The organism is Azospirillum endophyticum (assembly GCF_016595245.1).
GTDB classification, from domain to species: domain Bacteria; phylum Pseudomonadota; class Alphaproteobacteria; order Azospirillales; family Azospirillaceae; genus Azospirillum; species Azospirillum endophyticum.
The window spans coordinates 56404-74147 of sequence record NZ_JAENHM010000074.1; the positions used below are offsets into that span (position 1 = coordinate 56404).

Here is a 17744-nt window from a genome sequence, read left to right on the forward strand (position 1 = left end):
ATTTTTCCTCATCCCGGCCCGGCTCACGGAAGAAAGAACGGCTCCCGGCGTCTATTGCCCAGGAGACCGCACAATAAGGGTCTGGCCGCCGGGGAAACCGGACGGCCGAAAGAGGTTAGGGAAAGGGTCTGTCGCTATGCTTTGCAACATCGTCACCGTCGCCTCGCTGGGCGTCCTTCTGCTGTCGGGAATAGGCTTCACCGTTACCAAGGCGCCGAAGCAGGACCGCCAGCACCAGACCGACATGCCTCGCCGCATGGCGGACGAGAACATCATGGGGTGATAGGGGTCGCTTCCGCCTTTCCGGGCGGGAGTGTTTGTTGGTTGACCTCCCCGTACGGGGATGAGGATGAGGGGGATCCGCGTCGAGGATCTCTTCGGCCGCGCACCCCCCTCATCCTAACCTTTCCCCTGCTTTCGGCGGGCCAAAGCTCCGCATATCGCATCGAGGATTCCGGGGATCGCAGGCCCCCTTCCGCTGCATTCCATCGGTGCCGGCGGTGTCAAAGGACGATCGCGGCCCCATCTGGTACGGGAGAACGCCTCTGATCGCGGAGATCCCTGCCATGAAGCTTTCCGGTTCCTGCCGCTGCGGCGCCGTCCGCTTCACGCTGAATTCGCCGACGCCGGTGCCCTACATGCGCTGCTACTGCACCATCTGCCGCAAGAGTGCCGGCGGCGGCGGATACGCCATCAATCTGGGCGGCGACGCCGACACGCTGGAGGTCGAGGGCCGCGAGGCGGTGGCGATGTGGCGGGCGCCCATCGAGGACCCCGAGCATCCGGGCCAAACCCATCCCGGCCCGTCGCATCGGCATTTCTGCAAGCAGTGTGGCACGGCGCTGTGGGCGGAGGATCCGGCCTGGCCGGAACTGGTCCACCCGTTCGCCTCGGCCATTGACACGCCGCTGCCGACGCCGCCGGAGCGGGTCCACATCATGCTGGACTTCAAGGCGCCGTGGGTGGAGGTGCCCGAAGGTCCGAACGACGTGCAGTTCGCCCGCTATCCCGAGGAATCGCTGGAGGACTGGCACCGCCGCCACGGGCTGCTCGACCGCTAGACGTCCTCCCGATGGCGAGGCTGCTGCGGTGGCTCGCGCTGCTGGTCCTGCTGGCGGCGGCCGGGGCGGCGGCGGGGGTGTGGGCCGGGGTGATCACGGTGCCGCCACGCTACGACCCGTGGGCGCGGCTCGACCTGCGGGCGGAGCCGGACTGGCTGACCGGCTTCAAGCTGGCGCGGCTGGCCCGCGATCCCGAACAATGCCGGGCGGCGCTGGGCGAGACCGGGCTGCGCTTCACCCCCCTGCCCGACCGCCCGTCCGACCAGAACTGCGCGCTCACCGGCGTGGTGCGGGTGGCGCGGTCGGATGTGGCGTTCAGCAGCGGCTTCGTCGCCACCTGCGGGCTGGCCGCCGCCTGGACCCTGTTCGAGGCGAACGCCCTGCAACCGGCAGCGGAGCGGCATTTCGGGCAGAGGGTGGCGCGGGTCGAGCATCTCGGCACCTATGCCTGCCGCAACGTCTATGGCCGGGCGACCGGACGGCGCAGCGAGCATGCCGGCGCCAACGCCATCGACCTCGCCGCCTTCGTGCTGGCCGACGGGACGCGGGTCGGCGTGCTGAACGACTGGGAGGCGAAGGCGGACGGGCAGAAGGCGGCCTTCCTGCGCGACGTGCGAGACGGCGCCTGCCGCTTCTTCGACGTGGTGCTCGGGCCGGACTACAACGAGGCGCACCGCAACCACTTCCACCTCGACAGGGGCGCCTTCCGGACCTGCCGTTAAGGTCCATCCGATCGGACTATGTCCGGAGGCTGCGACACCGATTCTACGAAAGAAAGGGTTACCGCGTAGCGGGTCCCGCGCCACTTTCCTAATGAAAGTAGGAGGTGCGCAATGTTGACCCTGCTCTATCGCAGTGACGCCGTCTCTTTGCTGCCTTTCTCGGCACTGGCGGACATTTGTATGCGAAGCTCGGTGAACAATCGGCGTCTGGACGTGACCGGCTTCCTGATGGAACATGAGGGCATCTTCCTTCAGGTGCTGGAAGGCGAGGCCGAGACCGTGGCCGGCCTGTTCGCACGGATCTCGCAGGACAAGCGCCATGGCAATCTCGCCGTTCTGGGCCGGCGGGAACGCCCGGGACGGTCCTTCGGCTTCTGGGCGATGAATTTCGGCCCGCTGGACGATCCGACCTTCTGGCATGGGGATTTCTCCGACCTGCGCGACGGCGAGGCGTTCCGGCGCAAGAGCTGCGATGCCGAGACCGCGCTGGCCCTGCTGTGCCACGCCTATGTCTTCGCCAGCAAGGTCGCCGTGTCGGATCCGGTGGTCGGCGGCTTCGTGATGGGCTACCACTCGGCGTCTCCCATGACGCCGGCCCGAAAGGCCTCCTCGGCGACGCCTGCCGCGCCGCGCCGGCCGGCCATCGTCTACGAGCAGTCAAGCCGCTGATTCGATTGGCCGCTGATTCGATTGGCCGCTTTCAATTGCCCGCTTGACGGGACGGCGCTTGCTCGTGCCATCGTCGCACCTCGCCCGGCCGAGGATGGCCGGCCGCCGAGGAGAAGCCCGTCGATGAACGCCTTGCGGCGTCTGTCCGCCCCCGTCCTGGTCCTGGCCCTTCTGGCAGCGCTGGTCGCCGCCAAGCCCTGGCTGCACGGCCATCTGCAACCCTTCGTCGGCCTGCCGCTGAGCAGCGGCTTCGACATCGCCGTCGCCTCGGCCGCCTGGCTGGCCGCCGCCTGGGGCGGGGCACGGGTGATCGACATGCTGGCGGCGGGCGGCACGGCCAGCGACGGCAACGGCGCCCGGCCGCCGCGCATCCCGCGGCTGCTCGCCGACCTGCTGCGCTTCCTCGTCTATGGCGTCGCGGTGCTGGCGATCCTGGCCTTCGTGCTGGAACAGCCGGTGACCGGGCTGCTGGCGACCTCGGGCGTCGCCATCGCCGTGCTGGGCTTCGCGCTGCGCAACATGATCGCCGACATCTTCGCCGGCATCGCGCTGAACATCGAACATCCCTACCGGATCGGCGACTGGCTGGAGCTGTCGCCCGGCGTGGCGGGCCGGGTCGACGAGATCAACTGGCGCGCCACCCGGCTGATCGCCAGCGACGGCACCGCCATCATCGTGCCGAACGGCATCGTCGCCGGCAGCCGCTTCGTCAATTTCAGCCGACCCAACCCGGCCTTCCGCGCCAGCGTGCCGATCCTGCTGGACCAGGAGGTGCCGGTGGAGCGCGCCAAGCGCATCCTGCTGTCGGCGATGCTCTGCGCCGACGGCGTGCTGCCCACCCCGCGGCCGGACGTGGTGGTGGAAGCGGTGACGCCCAACGGCATCTCCTATCTGGCGCGCTTCTGGGCCGACGACGGCGCCCGGCTGACGCTGGTGCGCGACGCGGTGCTGACCGCGGCGCTGACCAACCTCGCCCGCGCCGGGATCGAACCCGCCCGCCCGAAGCAGGAGTTCCGCCGGCGCCAGCAGGCCCTCCCCGACACCGACAGGCTGCGGCGCGGCCTGCTGCGCCAAGTGGAGCTGTTCGATGCCTTCGACGACGAGGAGATCGATGCGCTGGCCCTGTCGATGCGCCAGTTCGACATCCCCGCCGGCACCGCCGCCGTCCGCCAGGGCGATGCCGGCGAATCGCTGTTCGTCATCGCCGAGGGGGTGTTCGACGTCGAGATCGCCGCCCCGGCGGACGCGGAGGGCGGGCAGCGCCCCGGGCTGCTGCACCTGACCCGGCTGCGGCCGGGCGACCTGTTCGGCGAGATGTCGCTGCTGACCGGCCAGCCGCGCAGCGCCTCCGTCGTCGCCTGCACCGATTCCGTGGTGTTCGAGCTGGCCCGCACCCAATTGGATCCGGTCCTGCGCCGCCGGCCGGAACTGGCGGAGCGGCTGGCGGACCTGATGGCCGAGCGCCAGACCCGCAACGTCGCCGAACGCAACCGCCAGCAGGGCACGGTTCCGCCGCCGCCCATGGAGTCTCAGGCGCTGCTGGCACGGCTGAAGGGATTCTTCGGGCTGTAGGCGGCAGGTTTTCCCCCCTTGAATCCCGCCGACAAGGAACCTTGGACCCTGCCAGACGTTATGCCGCGCAGGTGCCGGTGGTGAGTGGAGCGGGATGATGACCGGCGATCAATGACCGCTCGCAACGGGTGGCGGCCGCATTCCGCAGCCGGCGCCCCCGGTGTTTGGCCCTTTTTGCGGGTCGAGCGCCCCTTCGTCCTGAACCAACGAGGAGGCTCGACAGCCGATGTGCGGAGTGAGTGGCGAGATTCGTTTCAAGAGCGGCGAAGCGGCGAGCACCGCCGCCGTCCAGGCCATGTGCGACCGGCTGGCGGCGCGCGGGCCGGACGGCCACGGCCTGTTCGCCCACGGGCGCGTCGCCTTCGGCCATCGCCGGCTGAAGATCATCGATCTCAGCGAGGCATCGCAGCAGCCGATGGTCGATTCCGCGCTGGGCCTCGCCATCGTCTTCAACGGCTGCATCTACAACCACCGGGAATTGCGCGAGGAGCTCGCCGGGCTCGGCTACGGCTTCTTCTCCGGCGGCGACACCGAGGTCCTGCTCAAGGCCTATCACGCCTGGGGGCCGGATTTCGTCAAGCGCCTGAACGGCATGTTCGCCTTCGCCATCCACGAGCGCGACAGCGGCCGGGTGGTGCTGGGCCGCGACCGGCTGGGCATCAAGCCGCTCTACCTCGCCGACATCCCGGACGGCCTGCGCTTCGCCTCCTCGCTGCCGGCGTTGGTGGCCTCCGGCGGCATCGACACCGACGTCGATCCGGTGGCGCTGCACCACTACATGAGCTTCCACGCCGTCGTGCCGGCTCCCCACACCATCCTGAAGGGCGTGCGCAAGCTTCCCCCCGCCACGGTCCTGGTGGTGGAGCCGGACGGAACCCGGCGCGAAAACACCTACTGGTCGCTGAGCTTCGGTCCGCAGGCCGGTGACGAGGGCCGCGACTTCGCCGACTGGCGCGAGCTGGTGCTGGAGACGCTGACCCGCGCGGTGCGGCGCCGGCTGGTCGCCGACGTTCCGGTCGGCGTGCTGCTGTCGGGCGGGCTGGACAGCTCGCTGATCACCGCCCTGCTGGCCGAGAACGGGCAGAGCGGGCTGAAGACCTTCTCCATCGGCTTCGAGACGGTGGGCGACGAGCGCGGCGACGAGTTCCAGTATTCCGACATCGTCGCCAGGCATTTCGGCACCGATCACCACCGCCTCTTCGTCGACAGCGCCCGCGCCCTGCCGGAGCTGACCGATTGCGTCCGCGCGATGTCGGAACCGATGGTCAGCCACGACAACATCGGCTTCTTCCTGCTGTCGCAGGAGGTGGCCAAGCAGGTGAAGGTGGTGCAGTCGGGCCAGGGTGCCGACGAGGTGTTCGGCGGCTATCACTGGTATCCGCCGCTGCTGGAGAGCCGCGACGCCGTCGGCGACTATGCCCGCGTCTTCTTCGACCGCGACCATGCGGAGATGGCCGAGGCGCTCGACCCGCGATTCGTCGGCGAGGACCATTCCCGCCGCTGGCTGGAGCAGCGCTTCGCCATGCCGGGCGCCGAGCGGCCGGTGGACAAGGCACTGCGGCTCGATACCACGGTGATGCTGGTCGACGACCCGGTGAAGCGGGTCGACAACATGACCATGGCCGCCGGGCTGGAAGCGCGCGTGCCCTTCCTCGACCATGAGCTGGTGGAGCTGGCCGCCCGCATCCCGGCGGAGATGAAGCTGCCGGACGGCGGAAAATACGTCCTGAAGGAGGCGGCGCGCCGGGTGGTGCCGGCCGCGGTGATCGACCGGCCGAAGGGCTATTTCCCGGTGCCGGCGCTGAAATACCTGCGCGGCCCCTTCCTGGAGCGGGTGCGCGACGTGCTGGACGCCCCGGCGGCGCGCGAGCGCGGGCTGTTCCGCCGCGACTATCTCGACCGGCTGCTGGCCGATCCGGAACGCCACATCACGCCGCTGCGGGGATCGAAGCTGTGGCAGGTGGCGCTGCTGGAATTCTGGTTCCAGGAACAAGGCCTGTAAGCAGACGACTCAAAACGAAGATTTGCATTTAAATGGGGAGTGGCAACCTTGGGCTGAAGAAGCCCTTCTCCCCTTGCGGGAGAAGGGTTGGGATGAGGGGTGCAGCGGCCGAAGGCCGGTAGAAATGTTGAATTTGCTACCCCTCACCCCAACCCGCGGGTCGGCAAAACGCCATTGGCATTTGGCCGATCCCGCCCCGCAAGGGGAGAGGGGCTCCCTGAATTCAGACGACAGCGCCGCATCCGACGACCAGGGGGATTCCATGAGCTACGCCCGCGTGAAACCGCACCGGCTGGAGCGCGCCGCCAGCGCCAGCCTGCGCCACACCCGGCGCTATACCGGCCGTCCGCCGGCTGGCGGGACGGCGCCCGGCGGGACGGCGGCGCAAGCCGAGCTGACGGCCGACGTGACGGTGGATTGCGGCTGGGGCCGACTGATCTTCGCCCACACCTTCGACGACCTCGACCGCATGATCGACACGCTGCGGCAGGAGGCGCCGGGCACCCGCGACATCGTCTTCTACCTGCAGGACCCGCATGTCGCCCTGGCTCGCGCGCCGCAGGAGCTGTTCCTCGATCCGTCCCACACCTTCCGGCTGTGGCTGAGCGACTACCGCCCGTCGCGGCTCCGGCCGAAGGGCTACAGCGTCCGCCGGCTGCGCACGCGCGAGGATGCCGAGGGGGTGCAGCGCATCTATGCCCGGCGGCGGATGGTGCCAGTCTCCGCCTCGTTCCTGGTGGCGCAGCGCAACAGCCGGGTGCTGACCCATTTCGTCGCCTGCGACGACGCCACCGGCGAGGTGATCGGGTCGGTGACGGCGGTCGACCATGCCCATGCCTTCGGCGATCCGGAGAACGGCAGCTCGCTGTGGTGCCTGGCGGTCGATCCGCAGGCCTCCTTCCCGGGAATCGGCGAGACGCTGGTCCGCACGGTGGCGGAGCATGTGCAGGCGCGCGGGCGCGCCTTCCTCGACCTGTCGGTCCTGCACGACAACGAGAGCGCCATCGCGCTGTACGAGAAGCTGAATTTCCGCCGGATCCCGGCCTTCGCGCTGAAGACCAAGAACCCGATCAACGAGCGGCTGTTCACCGGCCCGCAGCCGGGTGAGCGGCTGAACCCCTATGCCACCATCATCGTCAACGAGGCGCGGCGCCGCGGCATCGGCGTCGACGTTCTGGACGCCGAGGCGGGTTATTTCTGCCTGACCTGGGGCGGGCGCAGCGTGGTCTGCCGGGAGTCGCTGAGCGAGCTGACCAGCGCCGTCGCCATGAGCCGCTGCGACGACAAGGCGGTGACGCGCCGCGTGCTGGAGCGCGCCAGCCTGAAGGTCCCGGCCCAGGCGGTGGCGGCGGATTCGGAGGAGAATGCCGCCTTCCTGGCGACGCATGGCCGCATCGTCGTCAAGCCGGCGCGCGGCGAGCAGGGGCGCGGCATCACGGTGGACGTCCGCGATGCCGGGACGATGGAAAGCGCCGTCGCGGCGGCCCGCCAGCATTGCGACACGGTGCTGCTGGAGCAGTTCTGCGAAGGGCAGGATCTGCGGATCATCGTCATCGACAAGAAGGTGGTGGCCGCCGCGGTGCGCCGCCCGGCGGAGGTCACCGGCGACGGCAGCCACAGCGTGCGCGAGCTGATCGAGGCGCAGAGCCGCCGCCGCGCCGCCGCCACCGGCGGCGAAAGCCACATTCCGATGGACGCCGAGACAGACCGCTGCCTCGCCGCCGCCGGCAGGACGCTGGACGACGTGCTGCCGGCCGGCGAGGTGCTGCCAGTGCGCAAGACGGCGAACCTGCACACCGGCGGCACCATCCACGACGTGACCGACAGCCTGCATCCGGAGCTGGTCGAGGTGTCGACGGTGGCCGCCCGCGCGCTGGACATCCCGGTGGTGGGGTTCGACCTGCTGGTCGAGGCGCCGGACCGGCCGGGATACGTCTTCATCGAGGCGAACGAGCGCCCGGGCCTCGCCAACCACGAGCCGCAGCCGACGGCGGAACGCTTCGTCGATCTGCTGTTCCCGCAGACGCGGGGCGTGCTGTAGCGAATCCGCCCTCTCTCCCCCGGGGAGAGGGAGGGGCCCCACGAAGTGGGGAGGGTGAGGGGGAAGCACTACGTGGCTTCACGAAAATCCTCGCCATGTATCCCCCTCACCCTAACCCTCTCCCCGGGGGGGAGAGGGGATCCTTGGCAAGGCGGGAGAAGTTTCAACAGGAGGACCATCCGACCATGGCCGTGCCGCTGCCCGTCGATATGGGCTATGTCACCGACGTCCTGTACCGGCTGCTGACGACGCCGAGCCCGACCGGTCACACCGGCGACGTGGTGCGGCTGTGCTGCGCCGAGCTGGAGCGGATGGGCATCCCCTATGAGCTGACGCGGCGCGGCGCCATCCGCGCCGACCTGAAGGGGGTGCGCTCCACCCCCGACCGGGCGCTGGTCGCCCATGTCGACACGCTGGGCGCCCAGGTGAAGATGCTGAAGGACAACGGCCGGATGGAGCTGGTGCCGATCGGCCACTGGTCGTCCCGCTTCGCCGAGGGGGCGCGCTGCACCGTCCTGACCGACCGCGGTCCCTGGCGCGGCACCATCCTGCCGCTGAAGGCATCGGGCCACACCTTCAACAAGGAGGTCGACAGCCAGCCGGTCACCTGGCAGCAGGTGGAGCTGCGCGTCGACGCCCCGGTCGCCAACCGGCGGGACTTGGAAGAGCGCGGCTTCAACATCGGCGACATCGTGTCGATCGACCCGCAGCCGGAATTCCTGGAGAACGGCTACATCGTCTCGCGCCATCTCGACGACAAGGCGGGTGTGGCGGTGATGCTGGGAGCGGCGAAGGCGGTGGTCGATGCCGGCGCCGCCCTGCCCGTCGACTGCCACCTGCTGTTCACGATCTCCGAGGAGGTCGGGTCCGGCGCCTCGTCGATCCTGCACCAGGACGTGGCGGAGATGGTGACCATCGACAACGGCACCACCGCCCCCGGCCAGAACAGCAGCGAATACGGCGTCACCATCGCCATGGCCGACAGCACCGGCCCCTTCGACATGGCGCTGACCCACTCGCTGATCGCGCTGTGCCAGGCGCAGAACATCCCGCACCAGCGCGACGTCTTCCGCTATTACCGCTGCGACAGCGCGTCGGCCATCGAGGCCGGCAACGACATCCGCACCGCGCTGGTCTGCTTCGGCATCGACGCCTCGCACGGCTACGAGCGCATCCATGCCGACGCGCTGGAAAGCTTGGTCCGGCTGCTGGTGCTGTACCTGCAGAGCCCGCCGCGGGATTGATACCAGCGGTCATTGACGATGACTGCTGGTATCCGCACCGATTTCCAGCCGGCGGATCATTCCGCCGGAATAATGCTGAACCGGGCGGTCCGGGGTCTCGGCGATGCGGGCCCGCCGTTCGTTGCGGGGAATGACGTAGAGTCGCGCCGACAGCAGCATCTTCTCGTAACCGGTCGGCGCCCCATCGGCGGGCAACAGCGGGGGAACCTGACCGCCGTGCCGGCGCACCTCAGCCGCCGGCCCTACCACGCCGGCGCCGGCCACCAGCACCGGCCCGGCACCGGGTGGCGACAGCGTGGCCAGGATCTTGATCAGCGTGCTTTTTCCCGCGCCGTTGCTGCCGATGGGGCCGAGCATCTCCCCGGCCCCCCATGCTGCCGGCTTCGTGACGCCTCTCCTTCCGCTCCGATCCGATATCCCGATCCTGCGCCGAGCCGATCCCGACGGGGTTGATCCAGGTTAATGGCCTGCCTGCCGACAGAGTCATGATGGACGGAACCATCATGACCCTGCAGACGCGACGATGCGGACCGGCATCGGTACGGAGCCGAACCATGACGCTGCCCCTTTCGGATCAGGGATCGCGCGCAGAGCGGACCGCGACGGCGCCCCGCCATGGCGGCTTGCGGCCATCGGTCTGGCTTGCCGGTCTGGCGCTGCTCCTGCTGGCCGGCGGAGCGCTGCTCTATTCCGCCGTCGGCACGCGCAGCGGCGCTCCGGCCTACCGCACCGGCCCGGTGACGCGGGGTGCGGTCACCGCGTCGATCACGGCGTCGGGGACCGTCAATCCCGTCGTCACCGTGCAGGTCGGCTCACAGGTTTCCGGGCAGATCAGCGAGTTGCTCGCCGACTTCAACACCGAGGTGAAGACCGGCCAGCTCGTCGCCCGCATCGACCCGGCGCTGTTCGAAACGCAGGTCGCGCAGGCCGCCGGCGACCTCGCCGTCGCCCGCGCGGGCATCGAGACCCAGCGCGCCACGGTCACCCGCGCCGCCGCCGACCTGGAGGCCGCGCGCGCCGCCCTGACCACCGTCCAGGCCCAGCTCCGCAAGGCCCAGGCGGTCCTGGTCAACGCCCAGAACAGCTTCGAGCGCACGCAGCGCCTCTTCGAGCGCGGCAACGCGTCCGCGTCCGACCGCGACGGCGCGAAGGCCGCCAACGATGCCGCCCAAGCCGATGTCGAAGCCCTGGCGGCGCAGCAGACCGGCCAGCAGGCGACCGTCCGCTCCGGCGAGGCGCAACTCAGCCTCGCCCAGGCCACCCTGACGAGCGCCGCCGCGCTGGTCCAGCAGAAGGAGGCCGCCTATCAGGGCGCACGCATCAACCTGGAGCACACGCGCATCGCCGCCCCGGTGGACGGCACCGTCATCCAGCGCAACGTCGACCGCGGCCAGACCGTCGCCGCCAGCCTGCAGGCCCCGGTGCTGTTCACCATCGCCCAGGATCTGGCGGCGATGCAGGTGGACGCCTCGGTCGACGAGGCGGATGTCGGCGCCGTGCGGCTCGGCCAGGAGGTGCGGTTCACCGTGGACGCCTATCCCGGCCGCGGCTTCACGGGTAGGGTGCTGCAGATCCGCAAGGCGCCGCAGGTGGTCCAGAACGTCGTCACCTACGACGTGGTGATCTCGGCGCCCAATCCCGACCTGGCGCTCCTGCCCGGACTGACCGCCAACATCCGGATCATCGCCGAGCACCGCGACGACGCGCTGCTGATCCCGAACGCCGCCCTGCGCTACCGCCCGGCCAAGGCCCCGCAGTCGAGCGCGCCACCGTCCCCGCAGACGGGCGAGGTCTGGCTGCTCGGCTCTTCCGGCCAGCCCGAGCGTCGCCCCCTGCGCCTCGGCATCTCCGACGGGACGGTGGTGGAGATCGTCGAGGGCAAGCTCGCTCCCGGCGACCGGGTCGTGCTGAGCGAGAGCGCCACGGCGGCCGGTACCGGCGCCGTTCCCTCCATGGGCGCGGGCCCGCGCTTCTGAGATCGAGGAGCTTGCCATGGGCGACCGGCTGATCGAGATCGAGCATCTGGGCAAGGAATATCGGCTCGGCGACGTGCCGCTGCTGGCCCTGAACGACGTGTCGGTGCAGGTCGCGCGGGGGGAATTCGTGGCGGTCATGGGACCGTCGGGGTCGGGTAAATCCACCTTCATGAACCTGCTCGGCTGCCTCGACAGCCCGACGGCCGGCCGCTACCGGCTGGATGGCCGCGACGTCTCCCACCTCGACGGTGACGCCCTGGCGCAGGTCCGCGGCCGGCTGGTCGGCTTCGTCTTCCAAGGCTTCAACCTGCTGCCGCGCACCTCGGCGGTGGAGAATGTCGAACTGCCGCTGGTCTATGCCGGCGTCCCGGCGGCGGAGCGGCGCCGGCGCGCGCTGGCGCAGCTGGCCGAGGTCGGGCTGGCCGAGCGGGCGCTGCATCACCCCTCGCAACTGTCGGGCGGCCAGCAGCAGCGGGTGGCGATCGCCCGCGCGCTGGTCAACCGGCCGCTGCTGATCCTCGCCGACGAACCGACCGGCGCCCTCGATTCGCGCACCAGCATCGAGATCATGGCGCTGTTCCAGACCTTCAACGCGCGCGGCATCACCGTCGTGCTGGTGACGCACGAACCGGACATCGCCGCCTATGCCCGGCGCACCCTGCGCTTCAGGGACGGCCGCCTGATCGACGACCGGCCGGTGGCGGCCCCGCGGGTCGCCGCCGAGGTGCTGGCGGCCTGGCGGCCGGCGGAGGAGGCGGCATGACCTTGGCAGCCTCCCTGCGCATCGCGCTCGCGGCGCTGCGCCTCAACCTGATGCGCAGCGTGCTGACGATGCTGGGCATCATCATCGGCGTCGGCTCCGTCATCACCATGATCGCCGTCGGATCGGGGGCGGAGGCGCGCATCGCCGACCAGATCAACAGCCTCGGCTCCAACCTCATCGTCGTGGTGTCCGGCGCCATCACGTCGGGCGGCGTCCGACTCGGCTTCGGCACCCAGATGACGCTGAGCGAGGAGGACGCGACGGCGCTGCAGCGCGAGCTGCCGGAGATCCTCGTCGCCGCACCCGGCGTGCGCGGAAGCGCCCAGATCATCTACGGCAACCTCAACTGGTCGACCATCGTCTTCGGGACCACGCCGGACTTCCTCGCCGCCCGCGACTGGGGGGTGGCGCAGGGGCGACCCTTCGGGCAGGCCGACATCGACCGCGCCGCCAAGGTGGCCCTGCTCGGCCAGACGGTGGCGACGACGCTGTTCGGCGGCGCGGACCCAGTCGGACAGACGATCCGCATCAAAAAGGTGCCCTTCACGGTGATCGGCGTGCTCGACCGCAAAGGTCAGAGCATGCAGGGGCAGGACCAGGACGACACCATCGTCATGCCGCTCAGCACGGCGCGCAACCGGGTGCTGGGGGCCAGCGAGGTGAACCGGCACGCCGTCGCCGCCATCCTGGTGAAGATGCGCGAGGGGGCCGACATGGGCGCCGCAGAGGCGCAGATCCACGGGCTGCTGCGGCAGCGCCATCATCTCCAGCCGGCGCAGGACGACGATTTCTGGGTGCGCAACCTGTCGGAGGTGGCGCAGGCGCAGGAAGCCTCGTCGCGCGTGCTGACGCTGCTGCTGGCGGCGGTGGCCTCGGTGTCGCTGGTGGTCGGCGGGATCGGCATCATGAACATCATGCTGGTCAGCGTCACCGAGCGCACGCGCGAGATCGGGCTGCGCCTCGCCGTGGGGGCGCGCAGCCGCGACATTCTCGGCCAGTTCCTCATCGAGGCGCTGACCCTGTCGCTGCTGGGCGGGCTGGCAGGCATCGCCGTGGGAGCCGCCGCGTCCTTCACCATCGGCCATTGGGCGCATTGGCAGACCCAGCTCCGGCCGGAGGCCGTCCTGCTCGCCGTCGGCTTCGCGGCGGCGGTCGGCGTCTTCTTCGGCTTCTACCCGGCCCGCAAGGCGTCGCGCCTGCAGCCGATCGAGGCCCTGCGCTACGAGTAGGAGCGGAGGACGCCCGATCAGCCCCCGCTTGGCCCTGGTTAATCCAGGTAAAGTCCGGCCGGCCGGCGGCGGTTTAGGATCGATCCATCACTTTCCACCGTAGCGTCGAACGCTGGGAGCCATCCACATGGACCATCCCATGGAACAGGACCGAAGCCTCCGGATCCGTGAACGGGCCTACGCGCTCTGGGAAAGAGACGGACGGCCCGATGGACAGCAGGAACGGCATTGGCGGGAGGCCGAGGCTGCGATCCTGACCGAACAGAGCGGACTCGCGCCGGACGCCCGCCTCGCCGAGGCGATCGCCCGCCACATCACGGAGGAGACGCCGAGGCCGCGCCGGACTCCGCGCGTCGCCGGCGGTGCGCGCCAGCGCTCCCATGCGTGAGAAGGAGAAGCGGCAATCATGGATGTGTTGGACGCGATCTATCACCGCCGGGCGGTGCGTGATTTCACCGGCGAAGCGGTGGACGAGGCGACGATCCGAAGCCTGATCGACGCCGCGGTGCAGGCGCCGAGCGCGATGAACCTGCAGCCCTGGGCCTTCGCCCTGCTTCACGGCGTGGATCGCCTGCGCGCCATGTCCATCCATGCCAAACGGCATGTGGCGGCACATCTGCCGGCCGGTTCGCCGCTGACCGGCCATCTCGCCGATCCGCAGTTCGATCTCTTCCATGGCGCCGCAACGCTGGTCGTCATCTGCGCCACCGACAGCCACACTCAGTCGGCGGAGGATTGCTGCCTGGCGGCGCAGAACCTCATGCTTGCCGCCCACGCCCGCGGGCTGGGCAGCTGCTGGATTGGTCTGTCCCGCCCCTGGCTCTGCCTTCCTGAGGTGAAATCGAAACTCGGCATTCCCGAGCATCTCATACCGGTGGCACCGATCATCCTGGGACATCCCCGATCGCTGCCGGTGGCCACGCCGAGGCGGGAGCCCAGGATCGTCCGGTGCGAATAGGACGTGGCTTAACGGGCAAGTCATGGGTCAGTTCGAAGAGATTACCCCACGGATCGAGGAAGAACGCGCCCCGGCGCCGGATTTCACCGAAATCCATCGGACCGGCAATGATGTCAGCGCCGCGGCGACGCAGTTCGGTGACCGTCCCGTCGACGTCGTCGACCCGGAGGCACAGATGGTGCCAGCCATGGAGGCCGAGGGTCGCGTGCAGGTCTTCGGGCTTGGGCCGGTCGGCGGCGCCGGGGCCAGCGACCAGTTCGATCTCGAAACCGTCGTCGTTCGGCGGCGCCATGAAGGCGAAGGTGAGTCCCACGGCCTCGATGCTGCGCGTATGGCGGAAATCGAGGACATCCCGGTACCAGTCCAAAGCGGCGTCGAGATCGGCGACCCGAAGGCCGACATGGTCGCCGCGCATCGATTTGAAGGGTGAGGACGCGTTCCGCGGCGGGGTGAACAACGGCATGGCACAGCCTTTCCGATGAGGGGGGCACGGGCCCGTCCGGGCCTGTCAGAGATTCATGCCGCCCGAGACTTCGATGCGCTGCCCGGTGACCCAGCGGCTGTCCTCCGACAGCAGGGACGAGACGATCAGGCCGACGTCGTCGGGCAGGCCGGGACGGCCGAGCGCCGTCATCGCGGCGACCCGCCGGTTGACCTCCGGGTTGTCGCGCACGATTCCGCCGCTGAAATCGGTCTGGATGGCGCCGGGAGCCACGGTGTTCACCGTGATGCCGCGCGGGCCGAGTTCCTTGGCGAGATGGAGGGTGAAGACCTCGATGGCACCTTTCAGCGAGGCATAGGCGATGGTGTCCGGCGTCGTGAAGCGGGTCAGGCCGGTCGAGATGTTGATGATGCGCCCGCCGTCCGTCATCAGTGGCAGCAGCCGCTGCGTCAGGAGCAGCACGCCCTTGAGGTTCACCGCATAGATCCGGTCGAGGACATCCTCGGTCAGCGCGGCGAAAGGCGTGTGGTCGGATATGCCGGCGTTGTTGACGAGATACTCGAAGCGTTCCGCCCCGAACTGCGCGAGCGCGTCGCCCACCCGGCCGGCGAAGCCGTCGAAGGATCCGGCATCGCCGGTGTCGAGGGCGAGCGCGACTGCCTCAGCGCCGGCTTCCCTGGTCAGGGCGACGACCGTCCCGGCCTCTTCCGGGCGGGAATGATAGGTGAAGATCGAGCGGACGCCGCGCTCGGCAAGGGTGAGGACGGTGCTGCGCCCGAGGCTGCGGCTGCCGCCGGTGACGATGGCGATGCGATTGGAAGTGGTCATGGCTTGCTCCTTCGCAGTCGGATATGGACGGAAAGAGCGTTCTGGATAAGATGGCAATATCACGACAGCTTGTCCGGACAGCCGTACAATGAGCAATCCCTCCGGGACCGACTTCGCCGGGGTTCAGGCCTTCGTGGCGGTGGCCCGGGCCGGCGGCTTCAGAGAGGCGGCGCGCGCCACCGGCCTCAGCGCCTCCAGCCTGAGCGACTCCGTCAAGCGCCTGGAAGCGCGGATGGGGGTGAGGCTGCTGAACCGGACGACGCGGACGGTCGCGGTGACGGAGGTCGGGGCGATTCTGCTGGAACGGTTCGAATCCGTGCTGGACGATTTCGCGGTCACGATGGGCCTCGCCGACGAGCATCGGGGAACGCCGGCGGGGACGCTGACGCTGAACGTCCCGGTCAACGCGGCGCGGCTCATCCTGCCGCGCATCCTGCCGGCCTTCCTGGCGGCCTATCCCGACATCAGGGTGGAGGTCGTCGTCGACAACGGGTTCGTCGACATCCTGGCGGCCGGTTGCGACGCCGGCATCCGCTACGACGACCGGCTGGAAAAGGACATGGTGGCGGTGCCGATCGGCCCGCGGCGCCAGCGCTTCGCCACCGCCGCCGCCCCGGCCTATCTCGACCGCCATGGTAGGCCGGAGCATCCCCGGGACCTGCTGGCGCACGCCTGCCTGGCGGGACGGACCAGCGGCGGCCCGCTGGCCGCCTGGGAGTTCGAACGCGAGGGCGAGGTGGTCCGGATCGAGCCGGCAGGTCCGCTGACGGTCCCGGTCGCGGCCATCGACCTCGCGGTGTCGGCCGCCGTCGCCGGCAGCGGGATCGTCCATCTGTTCGAGGATTGGCTGCGGCCGGCGCTCGACCGCGGCGAGCTGGAGCCGGTGCTCCAGCCCTGGTGGCAGAGCTTCACCGGCCCGTTCCTGTATTATCCCGGACGGGACCACACGCCGGCCCCGCTGCGCGCCTTCATCGATTTCCAGCGCCGGTTCCGCTGGGCGGCATGAGGAGGCGGACGGTCAAGCCGTCTCCAGGGCCGGATAGTCGGTGTAGCCTTCGGCGCCGCCGCCGGCATAGAACAGGGCCTGCCGGACCTCGTTGAGCGGGGCGTCCGTCTCCAGGCGCTTCACGAGGTCCGGATTGGCCAGGGCCATGACGCCCAGGGACTCCATGTCGGCGAGCCCTGCCGCCACGTCCGAACCGATCTTCTCGCGCGGACGGCCTGGACGATTGACGATCATCACTCCCTTGAAGACCTTGCGGAGATCCGCCAGGAGCGGATCGCTGCGGACATGGAGGACATGGACGTAGGCCAATCCCATCCCGTCGAACTCGGCCGCGAGATGGCGGTAGAGGTCGTCATTGTCCTGGCCTTCGGCGATGCCGCCGGCGGGAACGCCCGGCGACAGGCGGATCGCCGTCCTCTCCGGACCGATCGCGTCCGCGATGGCACGAACGACCTCGATGGCGAAGCGGGCGCGGTTTTCCATCGAGCCGCCATAGGCGTCGGTGCGGCGGTTCGAATCCGGGGCGAGGAACTGATGCACCAGATATCCGTTCGCCCCGTGGACCTCCACGCCGTCGGCACCCGCTTCGACGGCGCATGCGGCGGCCTGCGCGAAATCGGCCACGGTCTGCCTGACTTCGGCCGTCGTGAGTTCGCGGGGCTCCGGGATCGGCTGCATCCCCCGCATGGTGAACATGTCGACCCCGGGTGCGATGGCGGAGGGGGCGACGGGCTGGCGGTGATGCGGCGTGTTCTCGGGGTGGGAGATGCGCCCGACATGCATGAGCTGGACGAACAGGCGCCCGCCGGCCGCATGGACGGCGTCGGTCACCCGGCGCCATCCGGCGACATGGGCGTCGGTGTAGATGCCGGGGGTCGCCAGATAGCCCTGCCCGTCGTCGGACGGCTGCGTGCCTTCCGAGATGAGAAGGCCCATGGTGGCGCGTTGCGCATAGTAGGCGGTAGCGAGATCGCCGGGCGTCCCATCGGGCTTCGCCCGGCTCCGGGTCATCGGGGCCATCGCCAGCCGATGCGGCAGTTGCATGGTTCCGACGTCGATCGGGGAGGTCCAGTCAGCGGTCATTCGATGTCTCCTTGGGCGTTCGTTCGGCGGCGAGCGAGCCCATCCGCACTGGGGCGTGTGCTCGTCCCGCCGCTCACGGACCCAAGATCGGTGATCCGCATCAGGACCGCCAGCAGCCCAATCTGAACAGACCGTCCCACCTCTGGAA

The 17744-nt window shown here is 69.6% G+C and carries 18 protein-coding genes; 14 read left to right on the forward strand and 4 right to left on the reverse strand.

What is annotated here, in order from left to right; all coding sequences use genetic code 11:
- Positions 1-136: 136 nt before the first annotated feature.
- From JHL17_RS31355 to JHL17_RS31390, 8 genes are all read left to right on the forward strand, one after another.
- Positions 137-283 carry a hypothetical protein gene (locus JHL17_RS31355; RefSeq protein WP_200198582.1) on the forward strand — a complete coding sequence of 49 codons (147 nt, stop codon included), beginning with the start codon at positions 137-139 and terminating at the stop codon, positions 281-283.
- 283 nt (positions 284-566) lie between these two features.
- Positions 567-1061, forward strand: a complete 495-nt coding sequence (locus tag JHL17_RS31360) for a GFA family protein (RefSeq protein WP_200198583.1) — start codon at positions 567-569, stop codon at positions 1059-1061.
- Between the two features lie 11 nt (positions 1062-1072).
- Complete coding sequence (locus tag JHL17_RS31365) at positions 1073-1783, forward strand: extensin-like domain-containing protein (protein ID WP_200198584.1); 711 nt, start codon at positions 1073-1075, stop codon at positions 1781-1783.
- 111 nt (positions 1784-1894) lie between these two features.
- Positions 1895-2452 carry a BLUF domain-containing protein gene (locus JHL17_RS31370; RefSeq protein ID WP_200198585.1) on the forward strand — a complete coding sequence of 186 codons (558 nt, stop codon included), beginning with the start codon at positions 1895-1897 and terminating at the stop codon, positions 2450-2452.
- 123 nt (positions 2453-2575) lie between these two features.
- Complete coding sequence (locus JHL17_RS31375; protein WP_200198586.1) at positions 2576-4024, forward strand: mechanosensitive ion channel family protein; 1449 nt, start codon at positions 2576-2578, stop codon at positions 4022-4024.
- A gap of 226 nt (positions 4025-4250) precedes the next feature.
- Positions 4251-6026 carry an N-acetylglutaminylglutamine amidotransferase gene (locus tag JHL17_RS31380; RefSeq protein ID WP_200198587.1) on the forward strand — a complete coding sequence of 592 codons (1776 nt, stop codon included), beginning with the start codon at positions 4251-4253 and terminating at the stop codon, positions 6024-6026.
- Positions 6027-6288: 262 nt separating this feature from the next.
- Positions 6289-8067: an N-acetylglutaminylglutamine synthetase gene (gene ngg, locus JHL17_RS31385; protein WP_200198588.1), complete on the forward strand. Its 1779-nt coding sequence runs from the start codon at positions 6289-6291 to the stop codon at positions 8065-8067.
- 185 nt (positions 8068-8252) lie between these two features.
- Positions 8253-9311 (forward strand): osmoprotectant NAGGN system M42 family peptidase, encoded by a 1059-nt coding sequence (locus JHL17_RS31390; protein ID WP_200198589.1) that lies wholly within the window; start codon positions 8253-8255, stop codon positions 9309-9311.
- 9 nt (positions 9312-9320) lie between these two features.
- On the opposite strand, the gene JHL17_RS31395 is transcribed toward JHL17_RS31390, so the two are convergent.
- Entirely contained in the window at positions 9321-9668 is a 348-nt protein-coding gene (locus JHL17_RS31395) for an ATP-binding cassette domain-containing protein (RefSeq protein WP_200198590.1), read from the reverse strand.
- Between the two features lie 197 nt (positions 9669-9865).
- Here JHL17_RS31395 and JHL17_RS31400 point away from each other — a divergent pair, with 197 nt between their 5' ends.
- From JHL17_RS31400 to JHL17_RS31420, 5 genes are all read left to right on the forward strand, one after another.
- On the forward strand, positions 9866-11287 hold the full coding sequence (locus JHL17_RS31400; protein ID WP_200198591.1) for an efflux RND transporter periplasmic adaptor subunit: 1422 nt from the start codon (positions 9866-9868) through the stop codon (positions 11285-11287).
- Between the two features lie 16 nt (positions 11288-11303).
- Positions 11304-12050: an ABC transporter ATP-binding protein gene (locus JHL17_RS31405; RefSeq protein WP_200198592.1), complete on the forward strand. Its 747-nt coding sequence runs from the start codon at positions 11304-11306 to the stop codon at positions 12048-12050.
- A complete protein-coding gene (locus tag JHL17_RS31410; protein ID WP_200198593.1) occupies positions 12047-13279 on the forward strand; it encodes an ABC transporter permease in 1233 nt (410 codons plus the stop codon). The genes JHL17_RS31405 and JHL17_RS31410 overlap by 4 nt, the downstream gene beginning before the upstream one ends.
- Before the next feature lie 139 nt (positions 13280-13418).
- Positions 13419-13667, forward strand: a complete 249-nt coding sequence (locus JHL17_RS31415) for a DUF2934 domain-containing protein (RefSeq protein ID WP_247893946.1) — start codon at positions 13419-13421, stop codon at positions 13665-13667.
- A gap of 18 nt (positions 13668-13685) precedes the next feature.
- Complete coding sequence (locus tag JHL17_RS31420; protein WP_200198595.1) at positions 13686-14237, forward strand: nitroreductase family protein; 552 nt, start codon at positions 13686-13688, stop codon at positions 14235-14237.
- On the opposite strand, the gene JHL17_RS38050 is transcribed toward JHL17_RS31420, so the two are convergent.
- Both JHL17_RS38050 and JHL17_RS31430 read right to left on the reverse strand, forming a co-directional pair.
- Complete coding sequence (locus tag JHL17_RS38050) at positions 14164-14700, reverse strand: VOC family protein (RefSeq protein ID WP_200198596.1); 537 nt, start codon at positions 14698-14700, stop codon at positions 14164-14166. The two genes, JHL17_RS31420 and JHL17_RS38050, sit on opposite strands and share 74 nt — an antisense overlap.
- A gap of 45 nt (positions 14701-14745) precedes the next feature.
- Positions 14746-15507: an SDR family NAD(P)-dependent oxidoreductase gene (locus JHL17_RS31430; RefSeq protein WP_200198597.1), complete on the reverse strand. Its 762-nt coding sequence runs from the start codon at positions 15505-15507 to the stop codon at positions 14746-14748.
- 88 nt (positions 15508-15595) lie between these two features.
- Here JHL17_RS31430 and JHL17_RS31435 point away from each other — a divergent pair, with 88 nt between their 5' ends.
- On the forward strand, positions 15596-16513 hold the full coding sequence (locus tag JHL17_RS31435) for a LysR family transcriptional regulator (protein WP_200198598.1): 918 nt from the start codon (positions 15596-15598) through the stop codon (positions 16511-16513).
- 12 nt (positions 16514-16525) lie between these two features.
- Here the strand turns inward: JHL17_RS31435 and JHL17_RS31440 are convergent, their stop codons facing one another.
- Entirely contained in the window at positions 16526-17596 is a 1071-nt protein-coding gene (locus JHL17_RS31440; RefSeq protein WP_200198599.1) for an alkene reductase, read from the reverse strand.
- Positions 17597-17744: the final 148 nt, after the last annotated feature.

Bases quoted from the DNA above. Each gene is read 5' to 3' on its own strand.
- JHL17_RS38050 (WP_200198596.1), bottom strand. From the start codon at position 14,700: ATGCCGTTGTTCACCCCGCCGCGGAACGCGTCCTCACCCTTCAAATCG.
- JHL17_RS31405 (WP_200198592.1), top strand. From the start codon at position 11,304: ATGGGCGACCGGCTGATCGAGATCGAGCATCTGGGCAAGGAATATCGG.
- ngg (WP_200198588.1), top strand. From the start codon at position 6,289: ATGAGCTACGCCCGCGTGAAACCGCACCGGCTGGAGCGCGCCGCCAGC.
- JHL17_RS31400 (WP_200198591.1), top strand. From the start codon at position 9,866: ATGACGCTGCCCCTTTCGGATCAGGGATCGCGCGCAGAGCGGACCGCG.
- JHL17_RS31395 (WP_200198590.1), bottom strand. From the start codon at position 9,668: ATGCTCGGCCCCATCGGCAGCAACGGCGCGGGAAAAAGCACGCTGATC.
- JHL17_RS31355 (WP_200198582.1), top strand. From the start codon at position 137: ATGCTTTGCAACATCGTCACCGTCGCCTCGCTGGGCGTCCTTCTGCTG.
- JHL17_RS31375 (WP_200198586.1), top strand. From the start codon at position 2,576: ATGAACGCCTTGCGGCGTCTGTCCGCCCCCGTCCTGGTCCTGGCCCTT.
- JHL17_RS31410 (WP_200198593.1), top strand. From the start codon at position 12,047: ATGACCTTGGCAGCCTCCCTGCGCATCGCGCTCGCGGCGCTGCGCCTC.
- JHL17_RS31360 (WP_200198583.1), top strand. From the start codon at position 567: ATGAAGCTTTCCGGTTCCTGCCGCTGCGGCGCCGTCCGCTTCACGCTG.
- JHL17_RS31435 (WP_200198598.1), top strand. From the start codon at position 15,596: ATGAGCAATCCCTCCGGGACCGACTTCGCCGGGGTTCAGGCCTTCGTG.
- JHL17_RS31420 (WP_200198595.1), top strand. From the start codon at position 13,686: ATGGATGTGTTGGACGCGATCTATCACCGCCGGGCGGTGCGTGATTTC.
- JHL17_RS31415 (WP_247893946.1), top strand. From the start codon at position 13,419: ATGGAACAGGACCGAAGCCTCCGGATCCGTGAACGGGCCTACGCGCTC.
- JHL17_RS31380 (WP_200198587.1), top strand. From the start codon at position 4,251: ATGTGCGGAGTGAGTGGCGAGATTCGTTTCAAGAGCGGCGAAGCGGCG.
- JHL17_RS31370 (WP_200198585.1), top strand. From the start codon at position 1,895: ATGTTGACCCTGCTCTATCGCAGTGACGCCGTCTCTTTGCTGCCTTTC.
- JHL17_RS31365 (WP_200198584.1), top strand. From the start codon at position 1,073: ATGGCGAGGCTGCTGCGGTGGCTCGCGCTGCTGGTCCTGCTGGCGGCG.
- JHL17_RS31390 (WP_200198589.1), top strand. From the start codon at position 8,253: ATGGCCGTGCCGCTGCCCGTCGATATGGGCTATGTCACCGACGTCCTG.
- JHL17_RS31430 (WP_200198597.1), bottom strand. From the start codon at position 15,507: ATGACCACTTCCAATCGCATCGCCATCGTCACCGGCGGCAGCCGCAGC.
- JHL17_RS31440 (WP_200198599.1), bottom strand. From the start codon at position 17,596: ATGACCGCTGACTGGACCTCCCCGATCGACGTCGGAACCATGCAACTG.